The sequence below is a fragment of the Desulfoluna sp. HI9BLuna genome (assembly GCF_056829775.1).
This window is the reverse complement of the sequence record NZ_CP186555.1, coordinates 4,601,323-4,618,330: the sequence shown is the minus strand read 5'-3', so window position 1 is coordinate 4,618,330 and position 17,008 is coordinate 4,601,323. Positions and strand designations below refer to the sequence as shown.

At 47.9% G+C, this 17,008-nt stretch carries 13 protein-coding genes and 1 riboswitch; of the genes, 4 read left to right on the top strand and 9 right to left on the bottom strand.

The window, feature by feature from the left end:
* Positions 1 to 137 precede the first annotated feature (137 nt).
* Positions 138 to 1,181: an alpha/beta hydrolase gene (locus ACOYW0_RS18905; protein WP_482415338.1), complete on the bottom strand. Its 1,044-nt coding sequence runs from the start codon at positions 1,179 to 1,181 to the stop codon at positions 138 to 140.
* A 168-nt stretch (positions 1,182 to 1,349) separates the two neighbouring features.
* Between ACOYW0_RS18905 and ACOYW0_RS18900 the strand changes: the two genes are divergently transcribed.
* Positions 1,350 to 2,213, top strand: a complete 864-nt coding sequence (locus ACOYW0_RS18900; RefSeq protein WP_482415337.1) for an AraC family transcriptional regulator N-terminal domain-containing protein — start codon at positions 1,350 to 1,352, stop codon at positions 2,211 to 2,213.
* 218 nt (positions 2,214 to 2,431) lie between these two features.
* On the opposite strand, the gene ACOYW0_RS18895 is transcribed toward ACOYW0_RS18900, so the two are convergent.
* Positions 2,432 to 4,423, bottom strand: coding sequence for a methyl-accepting chemotaxis protein (locus tag ACOYW0_RS18895; RefSeq protein ID WP_482415336.1), 1,992 nt, complete (start codon positions 4,421 to 4,423; stop codon positions 2,432 to 2,434).
* Between the two features lie 713 nt (positions 4,424 to 5,136).
* A riboswitch (cobalamin riboswitch) is annotated at positions 5,137 to 5,318 on the top strand.
* A 567-nt stretch (positions 5,319 to 5,885) separates the two neighbouring features.
* On the opposite strand from ACOYW0_RS18895, the gene ACOYW0_RS18890 reads away from it, so the two are divergent.
* Together ACOYW0_RS18890 and ACOYW0_RS18885 are read left to right on the top strand one after the other, a co-directional pair.
* Positions 5,886 to 6,089 (top strand): hypothetical protein, encoded by a 204-nt coding sequence (locus ACOYW0_RS18890; protein WP_482415335.1) that lies wholly within the window; start codon positions 5,886 to 5,888, stop codon positions 6,087 to 6,089.
* 13 nt (positions 6,090 to 6,102) lie between these two features.
* Complete coding sequence (locus ACOYW0_RS18885; RefSeq protein WP_482415334.1) at positions 6,103 to 6,954, top strand: sirohydrochlorin cobaltochelatase; 852 nt, start codon at positions 6,103 to 6,105, stop codon at positions 6,952 to 6,954.
* A gap of 105 nt (positions 6,955 to 7,059) precedes the next feature.
* On the opposite strand, the gene ACOYW0_RS18880 is transcribed toward ACOYW0_RS18885, so the two are convergent.
* The 6 genes from ACOYW0_RS18880 to ACOYW0_RS18855 all read right to left on the bottom strand — a co-directional run bounded on the left by ACOYW0_RS18880 (position 7,060) and on the right by ACOYW0_RS18855 (position 13,009).
* The gene (locus ACOYW0_RS18880; RefSeq protein ID WP_482415333.1) at positions 7,060 to 8,061 is read right to left on the bottom strand and encodes a pentapeptide repeat-containing protein; all 1,002 of its coding nucleotides are present in this window, start codon (positions 8,059 to 8,061) and stop codon (positions 7,060 to 7,062) included.
* A 9-nt stretch (positions 8,062 to 8,070) separates the two neighbouring features.
* Complete coding sequence (locus tag ACOYW0_RS18875; protein WP_482415332.1) at positions 8,071 to 8,778, bottom strand: hypothetical protein; 708 nt, start codon at positions 8,776 to 8,778, stop codon at positions 8,071 to 8,073.
* A 209-nt stretch (positions 8,779 to 8,987) separates the two neighbouring features.
* A complete protein-coding gene (locus tag ACOYW0_RS18870; protein ID WP_482415331.1) occupies positions 8,988 to 9,476 on the bottom strand; it encodes a hypothetical protein in 489 nt (162 codons plus the stop codon).
* Between the two features lie 1,260 nt (positions 9,477 to 10,736).
* The gene (locus tag ACOYW0_RS18865; protein ID WP_482415330.1) at positions 10,737 to 12,005 is read right to left on the bottom strand and encodes a suppressor of fused domain protein; all 1,269 of its coding nucleotides are present in this window, start codon (positions 12,003 to 12,005) and stop codon (positions 10,737 to 10,739) included.
* Between the two features lie 91 nt (positions 12,006 to 12,096).
* The gene (locus tag ACOYW0_RS18860; RefSeq protein WP_482415329.1) at positions 12,097 to 12,525 is read right to left on the bottom strand and encodes a hypothetical protein; all 429 of its coding nucleotides are present in this window, start codon (positions 12,523 to 12,525) and stop codon (positions 12,097 to 12,099) included.
* 64 nt (positions 12,526 to 12,589) lie between these two features.
* A complete protein-coding gene (locus ACOYW0_RS18855; protein ID WP_482415328.1) occupies positions 12,590 to 13,009 on the bottom strand; it encodes a hypothetical protein in 420 nt (139 codons plus the stop codon).
* 1,083 nt (positions 13,010 to 14,092) lie between these two features.
* Here ACOYW0_RS18855 and ACOYW0_RS18850 point away from each other — a divergent pair.
* Positions 14,093 to 14,413 carry a hypothetical protein gene (locus ACOYW0_RS18850; RefSeq protein ID WP_482415327.1) on the top strand — a complete coding sequence of 107 codons (321 nt, stop codon included), beginning with the start codon at positions 14,093 to 14,095 and terminating at the stop codon, positions 14,411 to 14,413.
* A gap of 450 nt (positions 14,414 to 14,863) precedes the next feature.
* Here ACOYW0_RS18850 and ACOYW0_RS18845 read toward each other — a convergent pair whose 3' ends face one another.
* A complete protein-coding gene (locus ACOYW0_RS18845; RefSeq protein WP_482415326.1) occupies positions 14,864 to 16,519 on the bottom strand; it encodes an FAD-dependent oxidoreductase in 1,656 nt (551 codons plus the stop codon).
* Between the last annotated feature and the right edge of the window lie 489 nt (positions 16,520 to 17,008).

Genomic DNA, 17,008 nt, shown 5'->3' with positions numbered 1-17,008 from the left:
TAATACCTAAACAGGGCCTTTCTCCAGGTGACCCCGGCACATAGATACGTTTAAAAACATGATGAGGAACTGACAGCTGTCTTGCCTTGAAACAGTTGCACCACAATCATGTGCCTACCCGCCGGGTTAAGAAAAAATCAGCTGTGCTTTTTGAAAAACTCGACCATTTTGTCAACAGCCCGCTGAACATCTGTGTCAATATCATAGAGGCTTACATGACTTGCGCCTTTGACCTCATACAACGCTTTGGGTTCACTGCATCTCTCATAAAAGTTAATGGTTAAAGGGGCTGTGTCTTGCATTGCTTTTTCTCCGTAAATCCCGATATAAGGGGTATAAAGGTAAGGAGCAAGTGCCGTTGCGCTTGTAAGGGGGGCGCTCTCCAGTAAATTCGCGAGGCTTTTGTGGGTATAGTTCGGGTAGGTTTCGGCACCGGCCCTTTTTGTCATGTAATAGTCATACCCTTCATACATGGCTGACTCTTTACCGAGGTTTTCAAGGTCAAGGGACTCCAGGCCCAAGATATCGGCGTATTCAACCTCACCTGTTTCATACATTCGCTGCCTTGCAGCATTTGCCTGCTTGAAAATGGGCAGTATTTGCTCTTTTGTCATCACGCCGAAGTAACTCATGGTGTTGTCCATCATGCCGCTAATCGATGCAATGGCCTTGAGGCGCTTATCGGTCGTTGCAACAATGGCCATGTATCCGCCTCCGGCGCAAACACCAAGGCCATATAAATTTTCACGGTCGACAAAAGGTAGGGTTCCAAGGTAGCTGATACCGTCTCGAACGCCTTCCATTTTCCATGCAGCATTCTCATAGTTTCTAATCTCACCCTCGCTGTCACCATAACCCAGGTGGTCAAAAACAAGGGTTATGTATCCCTTCTCAGCCAACTTTCTTCCGTATACGGAACCCGTCTGCTCCTTAATCTGGTTGAAGGGGCCTGTAAAAATAACGGTTGGGTATTTTTTGGTTTCGTCAAAATGTTCAGGTGCGAATATAAGCCCAGCAAGGGTGTGTCCCTGGCTTTTGAATGTAACATTATTTATTCCAGCATGGATTGCGTGTTTCATTTGGGAACCTCGTTTGTAGGTTTGTTTGTCTTTTGCCAACACATATGAAGGGGTGAAAAGCAGGAACCACAAGATAAATAGTGTTGATCTTTTTTTATTCAAATCGGTAAACTCCTCGGTGAAATTTGATGTTTGATTTGAATAATAAAGACATGTGATGTGGATTCATATATGATTCATCTGTATTGTTTGCACAAAACTCCAAAATATAAAATTTTTCTATTTTCAAAACGGCGTGGCGATTTAATCATTGGATAGAAGGTGATGGTGATGGACTTAAAATCAATCGTATCCGAACTGTCTCTAAATGAGGGGCTGACCAAGACGGGGATCGATGGACTTGAACTTTTTCGTATGGAGAAACCCTCCGGAAGAACGGCCTCAGTCTCTATTCCTGCGATCTGTTTCATCGTTCAGGGAAGCAAAAGCTTGTTCATAGGTAAAAAAGACATTGTCTATGACGAAAATAATTATTTGATTGGAACGGCAAAAATCCCGCTTGAATCGGAGCTGATTGCCGCATCCCCTGAAAGGCCCTATTTCGGTGTAATCATACATATCGACCAAATCATTATAAACGACCTACTCCTGGAGATGGATGAATTCAGCCTCTGGCCGGAACACAATAAAACGGACCTGATCATTACCTCTTCAGCTTTAGACAATGATGTTAAAGAAAGCCTTGCAAGGCTGCTCAACATTGTTGGCGACCCTGAAAAAACAAAGGTCCTTGGAAGGGGGTTACTCAGGGAGGTCTATTATTACATTCTTAAGGGGGAGCGCGGCTATTTGCTTCGAAACAGTGCTTTAAGTCATGCCAGGGCACATAAAATTGTTCCAATAATCAATTTTATCCAGAGCCACTTTAAGGAACCGATAGACATAAAACAGATCGCAACGTATGCAGGAATGAGCACTTCTGGACTCCATGAGCAATTTAAGAGAGCCACGTCATTATCACCTATGCAGTTTATAAAAAAAATAAGGCTGCATAATGCCCATGGCCTGCTTCTTGAAGGGAAAAGCGCGAGTGACGCAGCTTTTGATTCAGGGTATGGAAGCCAGTCGCAATTCAGCAGAGAATTTAAAAGGCTGTTTGGGATAAATCCAAGTGAACTGAAAAAAACAGCTTAAGTAGCAAGAGGTCAGCCCTTTTCAACTCTGGGGATGGCAGTAAGTATTCGAAATTTAACGTCACTCTACATCCCATCACAATTCATTGGTAGGGGGTGATAGTGAGTGCTGGTATGAATAGTGGAGACGATTGTGGCAACAGGCTCTTTTGATCCCCCGGGCACCATGAAAATGCTGGAAGCACATAGAAAAAGAACCTGTCCCCTCTGTTCTTTATTTTACATGATAAACCTTCCGACCCTTTCCTGAAGATCCTTGGAAATAATTTCAAGTTCCATGGAACTTTTCTTTACCGTGTCCCCTGTGCCCATGATTTTTTCAGCGTCATTATCCAAGAGCTTAAGTTCCTGATCAATGTCTGAAAGGTTCATGGAACTCTTGGTCAATTCAGAGTTGATGCTTTTCAAGCTTGACGCCGATTCAACAATATTTGAGGAGATTTCAGAGATTGTAAGAGACTGCTCTTCAACCGCGGCAGCTATATCGGATACCGCATCGTTTGAAGCTTTTATTGTTGAGAATGTGGCAGATATGTTCTCGACAAGAGAAGAGGATGTCGATTGGATGGATTCAATCTTAAACTTAATGCTCTTTGCAGCATCTGAAGTCTCATTGGAAAGCTCCTTGATCTCATTGGCAACAACGGCAAAGCCTTTCCCCGCCTCTCCGGCCCTTGCGGCTTCGATTGTCGCATTGAGGGCAAGAAGGTTCACCTGTTGAGCGATATCGGTTATAAGGCTTGTAACTTGGTCAATATCTTGCACCTCACCGCTTAAAGACTTTATTTTTTGAGATGAAAATTCAACTTCATTCAAGGCTCTGGTTGTAATTTCGTCCGCACTTCCAGAGTTTTTCGCAATCCCTTCGATTGTTGAGGTTATCTGCTCAGAAGCCGTTGCGATCATGTGAGAGTTGGCAGATGACTTGTCCATCTCACTGACTGCGTTTTGAATATCACTGTTCATGGTTGAAACAGAATCAGTGACGCGTTTTGTTTTCTCAGCAGAATCGGCGGAAATTGAGGACATTTCATCTGAAATAATAGAAAGCGACTCTGATGCCCTGGTAAGGCTATCAACGTTGGTTTTGATGCCTGCTATCATCTCCTGGAGGTTATCCATAAAAATATTGAACCATTTTGCAAGCTTTTCCGCTTCGTCCCCAGTGTTTATATCCAACCTCCTTGTCAAATCACCGTCACCTGTCGCAATCTCCTTGAGCCCCAGCACCACCGAATTTATCGGTTTAACGATTGATTTTGCAGAAAAAAGAACCAGTGAGACAGAAATAACAAGCGACACCAGCAGTATGACAAAATTGGTATTTCTAAGTTTAACCGACGCAGCAAGGAACTCTTTTTTATTTTGTGTTGCGCACACCGACCACCCGTTGATGCCGACTGGTGCGACCCCTCCAATTTTCTCAACACCATTAAACACATAATCAATGGCTCCCTGTTCCTGTCGTGACATCGTTTGAAACAACGCACCCATACCATCGATATCGGAAATGTCGAGGTCTAAGACATATTCCTTTTCGGGGTGTGCGAGTATGACACCGTTTTTATCAACCATAAAACAGTACCCTGTCTTTCCAATCATGCGCCCCGAAATTTTCTCTGCGATAATGTCTGCCTTTATGACAGTCGCAAGCGCTCCTACGATAACGTTGTCTTCGTTTTTCACAGGTGCACAGGCAACAACAATGGGGCGGCCTGTCTTCTTGGATATGACTATTTGGCTGAGAACAGTCTTTCCGGTGCTCATGGCTTTCTTGAAGTATGACCGATCAGAAATATTCGACCCTTTATACTCCTTGCCGTTTTCCAGAATACCTGTGATGAGTTTTCCATGTGTATCGGCAATAAAAATACCCTGATAATTCTTCCCAATGCTTTTAAACTGTTGCCCTAAAGACGAAAACACATGCGCTATGTGAGTCGCTGAATTCTCTTCGCCATTTTTTTCAACAGAGTCTGCAAGATCTGTGACATTTTTCTGGACGGATAGTAGTTCCGCTCTAGCTTTTAGCGACAAAAGAATATGATTGGTGAGCTCTGCAAGATCAGAAGCTGTATTCTCGGCATTCTGGTAAGAAATTTGGCTTATGGATTTTTTTGTCTGATTATACGACAAAATATTAATCACCATAAGTGGTGTAATGACAACAAAAAGCCCTCCTATTACGAGTTTTGAAGCTATAGATTTCAAGTCAAGACTCAATTTCTCACCCCTTCACTGTATAGATTGTAGTATAAGCCAGCACCGTCCATTTCAGCCATGCCTCAGATCAGTCAAGTACATGATGGAAAAATCTCTTTAGCCTAAAGACACGGTGTTAAGCAACTAATTTTCAACCTAAAAATGACATAGTTCCTTTCCTGGTATATCTTTTTAAGTTTGCTCTTTTCTCATGTTTTGGCCTTACCAGCCATGGAGACTCGACCGAAGGTGGATAGGGGGAATGGGAAAATTGAATGACGGGGGACTAGCGGGGACAGGCTCTTTTTTAGACTTCGGGCACCGGGCTGGAGCACCTGCACATGTGCCTTTTTCCTTCAAGGCTTCGCCTGTGAATATCACGTCTCTCTGGTTTTCGTCTTCCCCGGCTGTTCGAGTAAACCGAACAGACAGGAGCAAAGACACAGCCTCTCGCCATGGCACCGGCGGCATACGCGAACGACGGGAGAGCCATGTTGGAAGCCCACGTCTGATGTCAATTTTGTGTCTTTATATACCTGAAAGAAACCCCATGCGACCTGCCCATTCAGGCCCGTTCCTGACTCGTATGGTGCCATTGATCAGGAGCGAGATTTTTTATACACATCAACCCAAACGCCCAATGCTAAGAAAGGTATGTTACATGCGCTATCCTTTGCTAATCCCATGCATATGCTTGACAAACGTGTTGGTGCATTTTATATACCGCCGAATGTATTCAGGTGTTTCCTACGGGAGATGAAAAGGGAATCCGGTTGAATTCCGGAACGGGCCCGCCGCTGTAATCGGAGACGAACGCTGCTTTATGTCACTGACATCTGTCGGGAAGGCGCAGCAAATAGGATGATCCGGGAGTCAGAAGACCTGCCTGAAAGACAGCAGAACATCTAGGGTAAAAGATGGTTTGCACACCATACCGGGAAGAAATACGGTTTCCCCGCATCCATGGAGCTCAGGCCGTCTTTAAACCAGTTCGCTCCATTTTTCAGGCGTTGCGCAAATGGAAACTGTTTCACACAAAGCCTATCTTAAACTTGCCGCCCCTTATACCCTTTCAACGGTGACCCAACCACCCTTAGGTGCGGTGGATACCGCCGTGGTGGGGCGCCTGGGCAGTCCGTCATTCATCGGCGGAGTTGCCATAGGCACCGTGGAACTCTGGAATTCTGTGGCCAGACTCTTTATTCCTTCGCACCTCACCCTCGAAGTACCGTATTGGTCTTTTCGTTGTAGCCAAATAGCATGTAAAGAGAGCCTGTCCCCTGATCCCGTCCAGATCCCAGATCCATCAGATTTCCGGCGGCCAGCTCCAGCGCATCGTCATTACCAGAGCCACGGGATTAAACCCCAGCCTTGTCATCTGTGATGTATCCACCTCGGCCCTTGATGCAACCATCCAGGCCCAGATCATCACGTTGATTCAAAGGCTGAGTAAAGATTCGGATTTGCCAGCGTGTTTATTACCCATGACCTGGCCCTTGCCGAACAGCTCTGTGATACCATTCATGTCATGGCTGACGGCGCCATCGTCGAAACCTTGACCAGCAGCAGTATTGCAAACGAGGCACGCCACCCGGCTACCCTGGCCATGATCAGGGCCAGCTCCGGGCTGTCCAGAGCAACCGGCATGGCCGGCAACAGTAAAATCAGAATTTGAGGAGGATACCCGAATGCACGAGAACGGATATATTGCACGGAAAATGCGGCTGCCCAAGCTGAAGACCAAACCCGCCATTGTCATTGCCGCCTTCGGAAGTACCAATCGGGCAAAAATCGCCCTTGACCTTTTCAAGCAGAAACTCGCTGAGAAATACCCGGATGAAGATATTTACTGGGCCTACACATCAGAAATCATACGCAAAAAACTCGGGCTCCCAAGCCTCCACGAAACCCTCGCCAAGGTAGAGGCCGACGGCTACCGCAAGGCCGTGGTCCAGGCCATCCATGTGTTTCCGGGAACCGAGTACCAACATCTGGCTGAAACCTGCAACTATTTCCCGGGATTGCGGGTTTTCCTGGGTGAAACCCTGCTCCACCGCTGGGACTTTGTCAAAGAGATCCTGGAGGCCGTTGAACCCGAATTCTTAAGCCCGGACGAGGGATACAACCTGCTGGCCGTCCACGGCACCCCCCTGGCGGCCGATCCGGTAAATATCGTGTATATGGGACTTGAAAAGCTGCTGGCCGACAGGTACCCCAACGTGGGAGCGGCCTCTGTGGAAGGCCTCCCCGACCATGAAGCCGTGTTTGCCCGGATGGCTCGTGAAGATTTTGCAGGCCGATACAAGCGGGTCAAAATCATTCCCATGATGTATTTTGCCGGGCTCCATGTCGAAGAGGACCTTATGGGTGAGGAGGACAGCTGGCGCAGCGCCCTGGAAGCCCAGGGTTTTGAAGTGACATGCCCCATGGCCACAGTGGACGGCAAAGAATACTTCAAGGGCCTGGCTCACTATCCCGAGGTCAATGAAAGCTTCATGGATCGCCTGGATCGGATGCTCAAACTGGCAGAATATTACTAATAAAGCAAAAAATCACTAAAATTGGCGAGTCTTAACGGGACAGGCTTTTTATTCAGCTATGCCACGAAACGGCTTCGAGCGAACAAAAAGCACTGTCCCTACTTGCTATTCATATGAAAGACATGCGGTGGATTCACTCACGTTTCCTGATTCAACCCACTTTCTCCAGGTCGTCATATCCCCTTTTCTGGGCCAGAAAGTGGGGCGTTCAAGATGCGCCGGGAGCCGTGTTGAATCGTCACCGAAAAAGCTATCAAGCTGTTTTTGGGCAAGCCCGCTCACCTGCCCCATCCCTGCATGGGAAATCCAACATTTGTCGAAGGTACAACAGCTCAGGTCAGATGCCCCGAAATCAATGAAACACAGTTCCGTTTCAACAAATTGGCAATGGGTAAATGAGGCCTTCCCAAAGGCCACGGCCCTTAAAGAAACGCCATGAAATATGCACCTGTCAAACGTCGCCCCTTTCAGCTCGCATTCGTTTAACCCCACGTTATCAAAGCGACATCCAGTAAATGTGCACTTTTTAAGGTTTGATCTTCCCATTCCCACCGATTGAAAATGGCAATCGGTAAAATCAGCCCCCATATAAACCGACCCGGCCATCCTTGTCTCGTGAATGGTTTCCGAGTCGAGTTCAAGCCCCGGAAGCGCTACGCCCTCAAGATTCTGCCGGGCAGATGTTTTTGCATAAACATGTTGAAAAAAGTACCTGGCCAGCATCAATGCGTATGTACGCTCAGCAGCAAGAGGAGCGGGCAGCATGGAGTCAGGGACAAAGGTATAATTCCCTGTGTAGTCAACAGCGAAAGAAGGGTCCTCGTTTTCAAAATCAAGATCAAAATAATCTTCGAGGTAATCTGCACTCTGAAACGCCGGGGACGTTTTCAGATACGTTCCAATTACTTTGAAAAGGGACGTTTCAATCAATTCAACATCACAACTGGTCACCATCCGGACACAGGCTTCAAGTACCTTGATATCATCTATCGCTATACCAGCCTCACGTTTGGAAAGGCTATTGAGATACGTAGCGGCATCTGCCACTTTTTCGTGCACAGGGATCTCGCCGGATGAAAACCTTTTTATCAGGCCATGGGTATCCAAACGCCCCCCTTAGTAAGTGCTGTATTCATAGATATTATTCTGCCAGTCATCCAGAGAGTCAAACCACATTTCATGGTTGCTGTAGTCGAGGGAATCCGACTGGAGTTTTTCAAGGTCATGGTACTCTTCAGGGAGTTCGCTCAGAAAACAGTCAATGCCTAAATCGTGCCATTTTTTGCAGACGGACTGATGAACCATGACCATTTCATGGTATTCTTTGAGTTCAAGGTAGATAAAGGGCCTTTCCGACTCCGGGATTTTTTGAAACCGCTTTGCCGCACGATCCACAGGAAGCGGATTGTAAAACGAAACAAAATGGTAGCCGGGATGACTCTTGCCCGTGGGGTCCGTCAACACGGCGGAACCTTTTGTGATACCCAGTTTTTTGTTCAGTGTAAGAACAGACTGAGCCTTTTCACATAAAACCAGGGTTTTATCGCCAAAGGCGAAGCTTACATCGGGCAATCGAAACGACCTGCCCTTAAGATAGGATTCAATATCGGTATCGTACCCGTTGGCATAGCCGATAAGTTCGAGGGAATCGCCCTCTTCAAAAGCCTGCATGTAATCCGAATCCCGCTTGGCATCTTCGATCCGACACCATTCAAAGTGGCTGTACGAAAGGCCAAGCCCCTTCTCTTCGTCTATGGAAATCTCAATACTCGGGATAATCAGTGGGATATACTCATCCAGAAGCGTTTTGGGTGTTTCATTCATGCTGTTGTGACGACCTTTAATTTAATGGATTGGAGCTGGTTCAACGTAACTGGTGGGTAACTCGTTGGGGGCAGGCTCTTTATTCACTCTGTTGCCCAGGCGATGGTTTAGCATATGCCATAGCACGAGGCAATTTTGATTTGATGGGGACAGACTCTTTATCCACCCTTTGCTTTGCACGCTTTGCCGCTGTGGATTTTCGAGAGATACTATCTGTATATTTTCAGGCCACTTTCCACCCAAGGCCTATTCTTGATATGAACCAAACCGGGTTTAACATCAGAAACCCACGGGCCATTTGGTTCGATCTCATAGTATTTGTTTTGCTTGGGAAAGTACCAGACATAATACGCAGAGTCGTCATGTTCTGCCACTTGCACAATCCCACCAACCCTTGATTCAATGTGCCCGTTTTTCATATATGCAAAACCACAGGGTGCTTGATAGAAATTCCGCCCGGCAGAACCGGCTATAGGCGCATAAACCCCTTCAGGCAGCAAAGCGGAAAACTCGGTAGAAATAATCCCTCGGGTTACAGCGGGGGTATATCCCTTATCAAGGAATATCGTTGAACCATAGACATTTGAAAAGTTGGAGGAATATTCATTCTGCAGATCCATGACATCGTTTAATTCAGTGCAACCGGAGAGTCCCAAAACAGCAACAAAAATAAGTATTTTAGAAAAATCATGAAGCATTTTTTCACCTCTGATAGAACAGCTATGTGAGCGACTTCGTCTCGCACATAACGCGGGCATGCCGACCCAGAAAGCTTATAGGGCAGCGGTTAAAGTTACGATGGAGGTAATGGGGTCAGGCTCTTTATCCTACATAAACCATCCCAACCCCATGTCTTTGACAACGCCACGCGGTGGGGACGTGTTCTGATCTGGCAAAAAGAGAAACCACCCTGCTAAATCGTGCTTCCGCCAAGCGTTTTAAGGAGTACATCCCCTCAATGCCTTTGACACGCTTTGGGATTCTCTCACGCGTGGACCCGAAGAGATCTTTAAAGCTTTCATACCGCGACTCAACAAAGGCCCTTGAACCAATGATCCCTGAATCCGTAAAATACCGCGACCTGTACCGAAATCGTCGCAGGCGGTTCATCTCAAACCCGTCTGTGTTTCCCATCTGGATATGGTACCCAATCGAACACCACCGATAATCTTCCGGACGTTTCACGATACCCGCCCGCACGGCATGTAAATCGATATACGCGAGGCAGTGGATCAACGTGTTTCCCTGCTCCACGATGACGCTTTTAAAGCGATCCCCCACAGGGTCCCTTTCCGCGTTTTGCGTTTGTTGTAAAAACACGAAAACCGCTGCTTGATGTCCTTGACGTAGGCCGACAAGTTGAAAACCGCTCTCGATACTCATCCAACCGCCCCTCGGGAAATTCTGTCTCTTCGCCATAAAGCAGCTGAAAACGTCTTCGCACTTCATCATTGGACATGCTGTCACAGGGACTTACCTCCATGAGCAAATGGAAATGGTTTCCCATGATGGCAAACCCCAAAACCTCAACGCTGTAAATCGCAGAATACCTCTGGATGATCCGGACCATCTCATCTTTCTCGACCTTCCCGAACGGAAGGCCGTCCAATGCAGTCCGGCTGATCACATGGTAGACGGCCTTTTGGCCTGAATCCGTCACGACCATACGGGGTACTCGCGGCATAACACCGTCCTTCCCGGTCTTGCAGAATCTGATGTGAGATTGATTTGGAAATAATTTTCAGAACTATTGAGGCATTATGTCTACTCGAAAAACTAACTCACAAGCGGACAGGGGTGTCCAGCATAAAGAGCCTGTCCTCGCTCTCCTCTCTCCAGCTCAGGTCCCCACCCGCTACCACTCCGACCCAGGCGGGCGTGAAGTGTATAGAACAAAGGAGCTGTCCCTGATTCCCGATTTTATCATACAGCACATTGCAGTATATTTAATCGATACGTCAAACAACAGATTTTCGGGGTTTATATACCCAAGTGCACCCTATTTCCCTCAGCCGGGCAACAAGGCTTGCGCTTCCATGCTCCTTAGCAAAAGAACGTTCGGGCTCAGTTATAGGAATAAGCCAAAGCATACGGACAGCATCGCCTCGGTATGATGGCATGGCAATATCTGGGCCTTCCAATGGAGACGATAAAAGCAGCACTGATGTAAACCCACTTTTTTCGCCACCGGGAACTGAATTGCAAGGGATTGTATGCCCATCACCCAACCATGTAAAATTCGACCATGGTATGTTGGATTGAGCACTTATATACTGTGCCATCTGCATGACAGACTCTTCATTGGCAAAGGCATGCCCGAGACACATACCAAGTTCAAAACGCCTATGGGGTGATGGATCGTCAAAAGCGCTTTCGATTCTGGGTTGCGGCCTGAGCGATACCCCAAGAGTAACGAGGGCGATACCATCGTCATTAGGAATGCGAAGCATTGCCTTCGGAGGCCACTCTTTGCCATCAATGCCATAATAATTAGAATGCGTTCCCAGTGTTTCGTAGGTTGTCATGAAGGACGTTTGCATTTTTGACCAGGGATCAACGTCATCGTCCCATGATGCCCAGTATTCTTCAGCTGCTGCAACCCGACGTTGCATATTTTTCAAAGCGTCTTCAAGGGGCCAGCAAACCGGTGACATTTTCACACAATCCCTGGCGTAGCCACAGAATTCACCGTGCCCACTCCAACCGGGAATAACAGCCAGCAACTCATCATCTTCGAGCAATGCCGCGGCATCCCCCTCTTCAAACCAGACTATTCTTAACCGGTTTCCATCCAGAGGTTCAGTTCCGTCAGGATGACTGCAGGAATCTTTATAGAGTAATGGGGAGGTGCCCTCACGCATATCAATTATCATCTGCTCATGGTCTTCATAGCCTGCTATCAAGTTTCGAACCCAACAGGTACGGGTTCCAAATTCACTATTCGGTCCTCCCCACAAATAAAAGTATGCAACTCGATTGTCCTGTTCGACAAATGCTTGGATATTTCCATTCGGGGAGACGTCTTCAATTAGCGTCTTTGGATTCATCACAGACCTTTCTATTTGTTGGTATAGCAACCTAACCCCGGTATGAGGCACGGCGGAGTTTTCCCGTCGATCTAAATTCCGTTTTCCTAACTGGTTTTTCCCATTCAGTTGATTGTAGGTCAACTGGTGACGAGCCTTAAGTTTTTCAGGAGATGCAAACCAGTCATCATCCTTGGACACAGAAATTGCAACGCCATCAGGATGATGTAAGATACCAAACGGCTTCAGCCTGCCATTGCGAAACCATTAGAATAATGGTAAAAAATCAAACCTAACACCTGCAAAAAAGTTTACTCATCATAAGATTTAATTTATTCGGAAATATAAATAGTTGAAGGATAAAATACGAAAGGATAAAGGTAAAAACAACGCCTTCGTTAAATTGATATGGTTCATTGGAATAAAATAAATCGTAGAACCCCTGTGTTTTAATATATACAGCAACAATTTCAAGGACAATAAACAGTGATATAAAGATATTATATTTCTCAAATGCCACTGGACATTTGAAATACAGAAAACCATGCAATAGAAGCGGAAGGGTAAGCAGGCACAAAACCACCCAAGAAAAGAGCACAACAAGAGCCATGCTCTGAGTACCACTACTATTTGCCATAATAACGACAAAGAAAAAAATGCCGATTAAAACCGATAAGATGCCTACCGTCAAATTGATACCAGCGAATAACTTTTGAAGCATAAAAATTTCCACATTTAAAGTGTTATAGTTCTCAAACATAAAATTCTGTTTGAAAAATTTACCGTTATCGTTTTTTAACTGTTTCAGCTTTATTCTTGGAATAAAGCGCCTGGATCTCGTGCAAATCGAGCATTACTACGGGTTTCTTGTTTTTAGAAAGCCCAATAATCAGTAGGACCACTGCCACAATGACACTGATTAGTATTATAGCTCCGATGATAATATACAGGAGACCAGACATAGCCAAAAACTCTATAATGGCTTGAGACTCAGACAACTTAATCCTCTTTTGTTTGCTAATATCGATTTTTAGCTCAAAAATAACATACGGAATAAATGACAGATTCCCGTACCCCACCTGTATAAAATGGTCATATATACAGGGTATCGGGTTTTCAACGGCAATAAATGGAAAAGGGGTATTCCTCCCCCTACGTCTATTTCCATTTTTGGGCTTTGCCGTGCAAAAGCACGCTATTTTCACCTAAGTCACGGTCCATCTACATCGCCCCGACAGCCCGACCACCTTTGCCTTAAATGAGAAATCCATATTCAGCCGTTTTAGTCATACGCATGAAATCTCTGTTTTTCAACTCAAAAAAAACAATTGGCACCTGAGAAAGAACATTTGGCAACAGTTTGTAATTCTGGGTAATGACGTATGGCACTCTTCTCTGATTTTTTGCACCACATGTCAAACGGGTTGCTGATCTTTGCATTCTGGAGATATCCATGCCATTGCCTTGTCATTGGTGTAAATGGAAGATGAAGGCCTTCTTTTTTTGAAAAGGTGTGGCAAGCGTCCGTTCCGGTCCATGTGAACACAACAGGAGCCGGGGCATGAAGTGGGGAATTAAAATGACGATTCAATGGAAACGGAAATGAATAAGGGCTGGATTTTTCGACAAAAAAAATATTGACACACCAAAAAGATGGCATTAGGGTGAGACGTAATAACTAGTTATTGCGGCAATCATGGAATTCATAAAGCGACCCGACAGGATGTTAGAGCATCCTGCCAGGCCTGACCACAACAACCTTGTACGGAGGTCGTCATGGCTACACGGTTTTTTACACCACACCCACCCCCTTTTCAAGTCGTATTTTCCCCACCACGCGCAACATTGCGCTCATTCAGCCGACGTTACAGCCTCTTCAAATGGCCTTATAAACACGCACGGTTCTGATTGACGGGAGTCAAACGCCCTTCGGATGTCTTTTTGCTCTTCAAGCTGTATTGGGTAATGGTTGAGCTGCGTTTCTTTTCCTCTTGAGTGTTTCCGGGGGCGTTTGATCCAAAAAAGCAGGGGAAGAAGGTCATAGGGAAAATCAGGTTATAGGTCATAAGCTGATCACCGTTTACGTGTTACACGGTGCAGTATTGATGCCTTGGTGTTTTTTGGTTCTTCTGGTGCACGGAGTCGGCTTATTGGCTTTTTTTCCTCATCATGGGCACCATTCACCAACGTAACGGGCCTTAGCAAACCGGGCTGTGTACTTTGTATGCCCTCTTACCTATTCCCTATTAACTAATCCCACTATCCACTAAAAAACTGGGGACTTCATCATGACCTCATTGAACAGCCACTCGTCACCCGGCATGTTTTCCGGGTCGGAGATTTCCGAGTTGTGTGATTCCATCAAGGACGTTCACCGGTTGCTGAAATCGGTGGGTGATTTTTTTACCGAGCTGGAGGGAGCCGAAGATCCGGGTGGCAATGGCCTGCAACTGGACTTCAAGCGGTGGGGAATCCGGACCATTACCGAGGACCTTCTGGCCCGGCAATACGCCAAGATCGACCGCATGGTGGCCATTTACCAAGAAGAGCAGGAGAGGATGAAGGAGCGGGGGAAAACGACGAATGGGGCCAGGGTACCTCTGCTGTGAGGCGAATTTTGGTTCGGTTTTGTTTGTTTTAATTATGCCGGAGCCAGTATCTCGTGGGGAGGCGGAAGAAAGCCGCACGGGAGTGCGGCGCTCCAGAGGGATACCGGTGTTCGGTTTACGTGGGGGCAGTAACGCTGTGGAGACTCATGGGAAAAGCCGCACGGGAGTGCGGCGCTCCAGAGGAGCTTCAGTCAGATCCCGACTGATTGCCTTCCATTGGAGAACGTTCTCGCCTGCTCATCAACCTTTTCAAAACAAAAATGCACCCCGAAGCGGGGTGCCCATTGCCGTTTTGATGTGGTGGAAACAAATAATCATACAGTGGTTCGCCAGAAGACCGCTGGGCTTTGACCCGAGGAACGAGGGGCAAAGCCCGGCGGTAACCAGCTTTCAAGGTGGCACACCTTGCCGCTGGAGGCTTTTTTTTGCTTTTATCTATTTCCTGACACCTTATCTCATGTGTCGCAAGGTGGCGTATCCGCCTGCCACGGCTTTGACGTCGTAGCCTCGGTGCTTGAGGATACGGTAGCCGAGGTAACCGCGGAGACCGATGGCACAGAGAACCAGGATACGCTTGGACTTGTCGATTTCGTCGCAGCGGTTTCGAATCTGGTCCACAGGAATGTGGAGAACGTGGTCCAGGGTGCCGTTTTCCTGGATCTCTTCGTCGGTGCGCACATCGAGGATGAGGTCTTTTTCCGGATCTGCTGCGAGGGTTTCCGTGTAGTCGATCATCTCCACGTCCCCCATGAGGATGTTGCCGGCCACGTAGCCTGCGATGTTCACGGGGTCTTTGGCTGAGGAGAAGGGGGGAGCGTAGGCCAGTTCGAGCTCTTGGAGATCGAAGACGGTCATGCCAGCCTTGATGGCCGTTGCGATGACGTCGATGCGCTTGTCCACGCCTTTGCCACCCACGATCTGGGCGCCCAGGACCTTGCCGTCGTTGGGGGCGAAGAGAAGCTTGATGGCCATCATCTCGGCGCCGGGGTAATAGCCTGCGTGGGAGCCGGAGTGGGTCCAGCTGGCTTTGTAGGGAATATTGTCGGCTTTCAGGCGCTTTTCGCTCATGCCGGTGGAGGCGGCGTTCATGTCGAAAATCTTGGCGATGGAGGTGCCGAGGGTGCCTTTGTAGACAGAGCGCCTGCCGGAAGCGTTGTCGGCAGCGATGCGGCCCTGGCGGTTGGCGGGACCGGCCAGGGGGATCACCACCTCGGCCCCGGAGACGTAATCCAGGGTGGTGACGGCGTCGCCGGTGGCAAGGATGGCGGGATCCGAGGTCATCATGGAGGCGTCCACGCGGACCCCGCCCTTGTCGGACATGGCCAGGTCGGCGGCCTTGGCAAGGCTTGTTTCCGGGCGCACGCCCGTGGCCAGGAGCACCAGGTCGTATCGCCTTGTTTCAGAACCTTTTCCGTTCTGGAGAACCACATCGTAAGCACCGTCTGTGGCCTCAATGCCCTGCACCGATGTGGAGGTAAAGACCGTGGTGCCCTTGCTCTTTACGTGGGTTTCAACGGCGGCGGCCATCTCCACGTCCAGGGGGGGCATGATCTGGTCGGTGAGTTCCACCACGGTGGTCTCGACCCCACGCTCCACAAGGTTTTCTGCCATCTCCAGGCCGATGAACCCGGCCCCTGCCACCAGGGCGGTCTTGGGAGCCTTGGCGTCCACGTAGCGCTTGATGCGGTCGGTGTCCGGGATGTTTCTCAAGGTAAAGACCCCGGGCAGGTCGATGCCCTTGATGGCCGGGCGGAAGGGCTCGGCTCCGGGGGAGAGGATCAGGCGATCGTAACCTTCCACGGAGGTCTTGCCGGTCCTGACGTCCCGGACCGTCACCTCTTTTTTCTCACGGTCGATGTCCGTGACCTCGGTCATGCTGCGGATATCCACGTTGTAGCGACTGGAGAAGGACTCTTCGGTGGTTACAAGAAGGGCGTCCCGCTCGGTGATCACCCCGCCGATGTAATACGGCAGCCCGCAGTTGGCAAAGGAGATGTACTCACCCCGTTCAAAAATAATAATCTCCGCGTCTTCTTCCAGGCGGCGTGCCCTGGCCGCAGCCGTGGCACCCCCTGCAACTCCTCCGACAATGACGATTCTCTGCATCTGTATCTCCCAATATTGGTATTGTTATTAATTAAGTATCCTTGTGGGCTCCCTTGCCCGACTATTTCATGAGAAAACGACCATACCAAATATATATTTTCTCATTACAATGGGTTACCAAGAAAAATCGAAACAATTCAAAATACAACAAGTCATCCACTGTATTCTGCTCGATTGTCTCTCCCTTCGGGCGAGCCGAGTGCACTCATCTTCCGCGTTATCAGAGCTTTTATAAAACAACGACGTCTGCAGCTCTGATGCCTTGAATATGGGTGCACTCGATTCGTGAAATATCCGGGCTTGGGGAGCCAGTTTTCTCGAATGGGTTACATTTTTTGTAACTATTCAGATCAAAAAAGCCTCCGGCGGCCCTGCCGGGGGCCAAACTTTTAAAAAGTTTGATAAACAGGTCTCAAGTAATCATTCACAGGCTCCGCCGAAACAATTCCGACATTTTCGCACCCGTGCTTCGTTTTTCAAGAAAAGTGA

Excerpts from the sequence above, each read along its gene's own strand:
- ACOYW0_RS18900 (WP_482415337.1), top strand. The coding sequence starts at position 1,350 with ATGGACTTAAAATCAATCGTATCCGAACTGTCTCTAAATGAGGGGCTG.
- ACOYW0_RS18885 (WP_482415334.1), top strand. The coding sequence starts at position 6,103 with ATGCACGAGAACGGATATATTGCACGGAAAATGCGGCTGCCCAAGCTG.
- ACOYW0_RS18875 (WP_482415332.1), bottom strand. The coding sequence starts at position 8,778 with ATGAATGAAACACCCAAAACGCTTCTGGATGAGTATATCCCACTGATT.
- ACOYW0_RS18870 (WP_482415331.1), bottom strand. The coding sequence starts at position 9,476 with ATGCTTCATGATTTTTCTAAAATACTTATTTTTGTTGCTGTTTTGGGA.
- ACOYW0_RS18860 (WP_482415329.1), bottom strand. The coding sequence starts at position 12,525 with ATGCTTCAAAAGTTATTCGCTGGTATCAATTTGACGGTAGGCATCTTA.
- ACOYW0_RS18850 (WP_482415327.1), top strand. The coding sequence starts at position 14,093 with ATGACCTCATTGAACAGCCACTCGTCACCCGGCATGTTTTCCGGGTCG.
- ACOYW0_RS18845 (WP_482415326.1), bottom strand. The coding sequence starts at position 16,519 with ATGCAGAGAATCGTCATTGTCGGAGGAGTTGCAGGGGGTGCCACGGCT.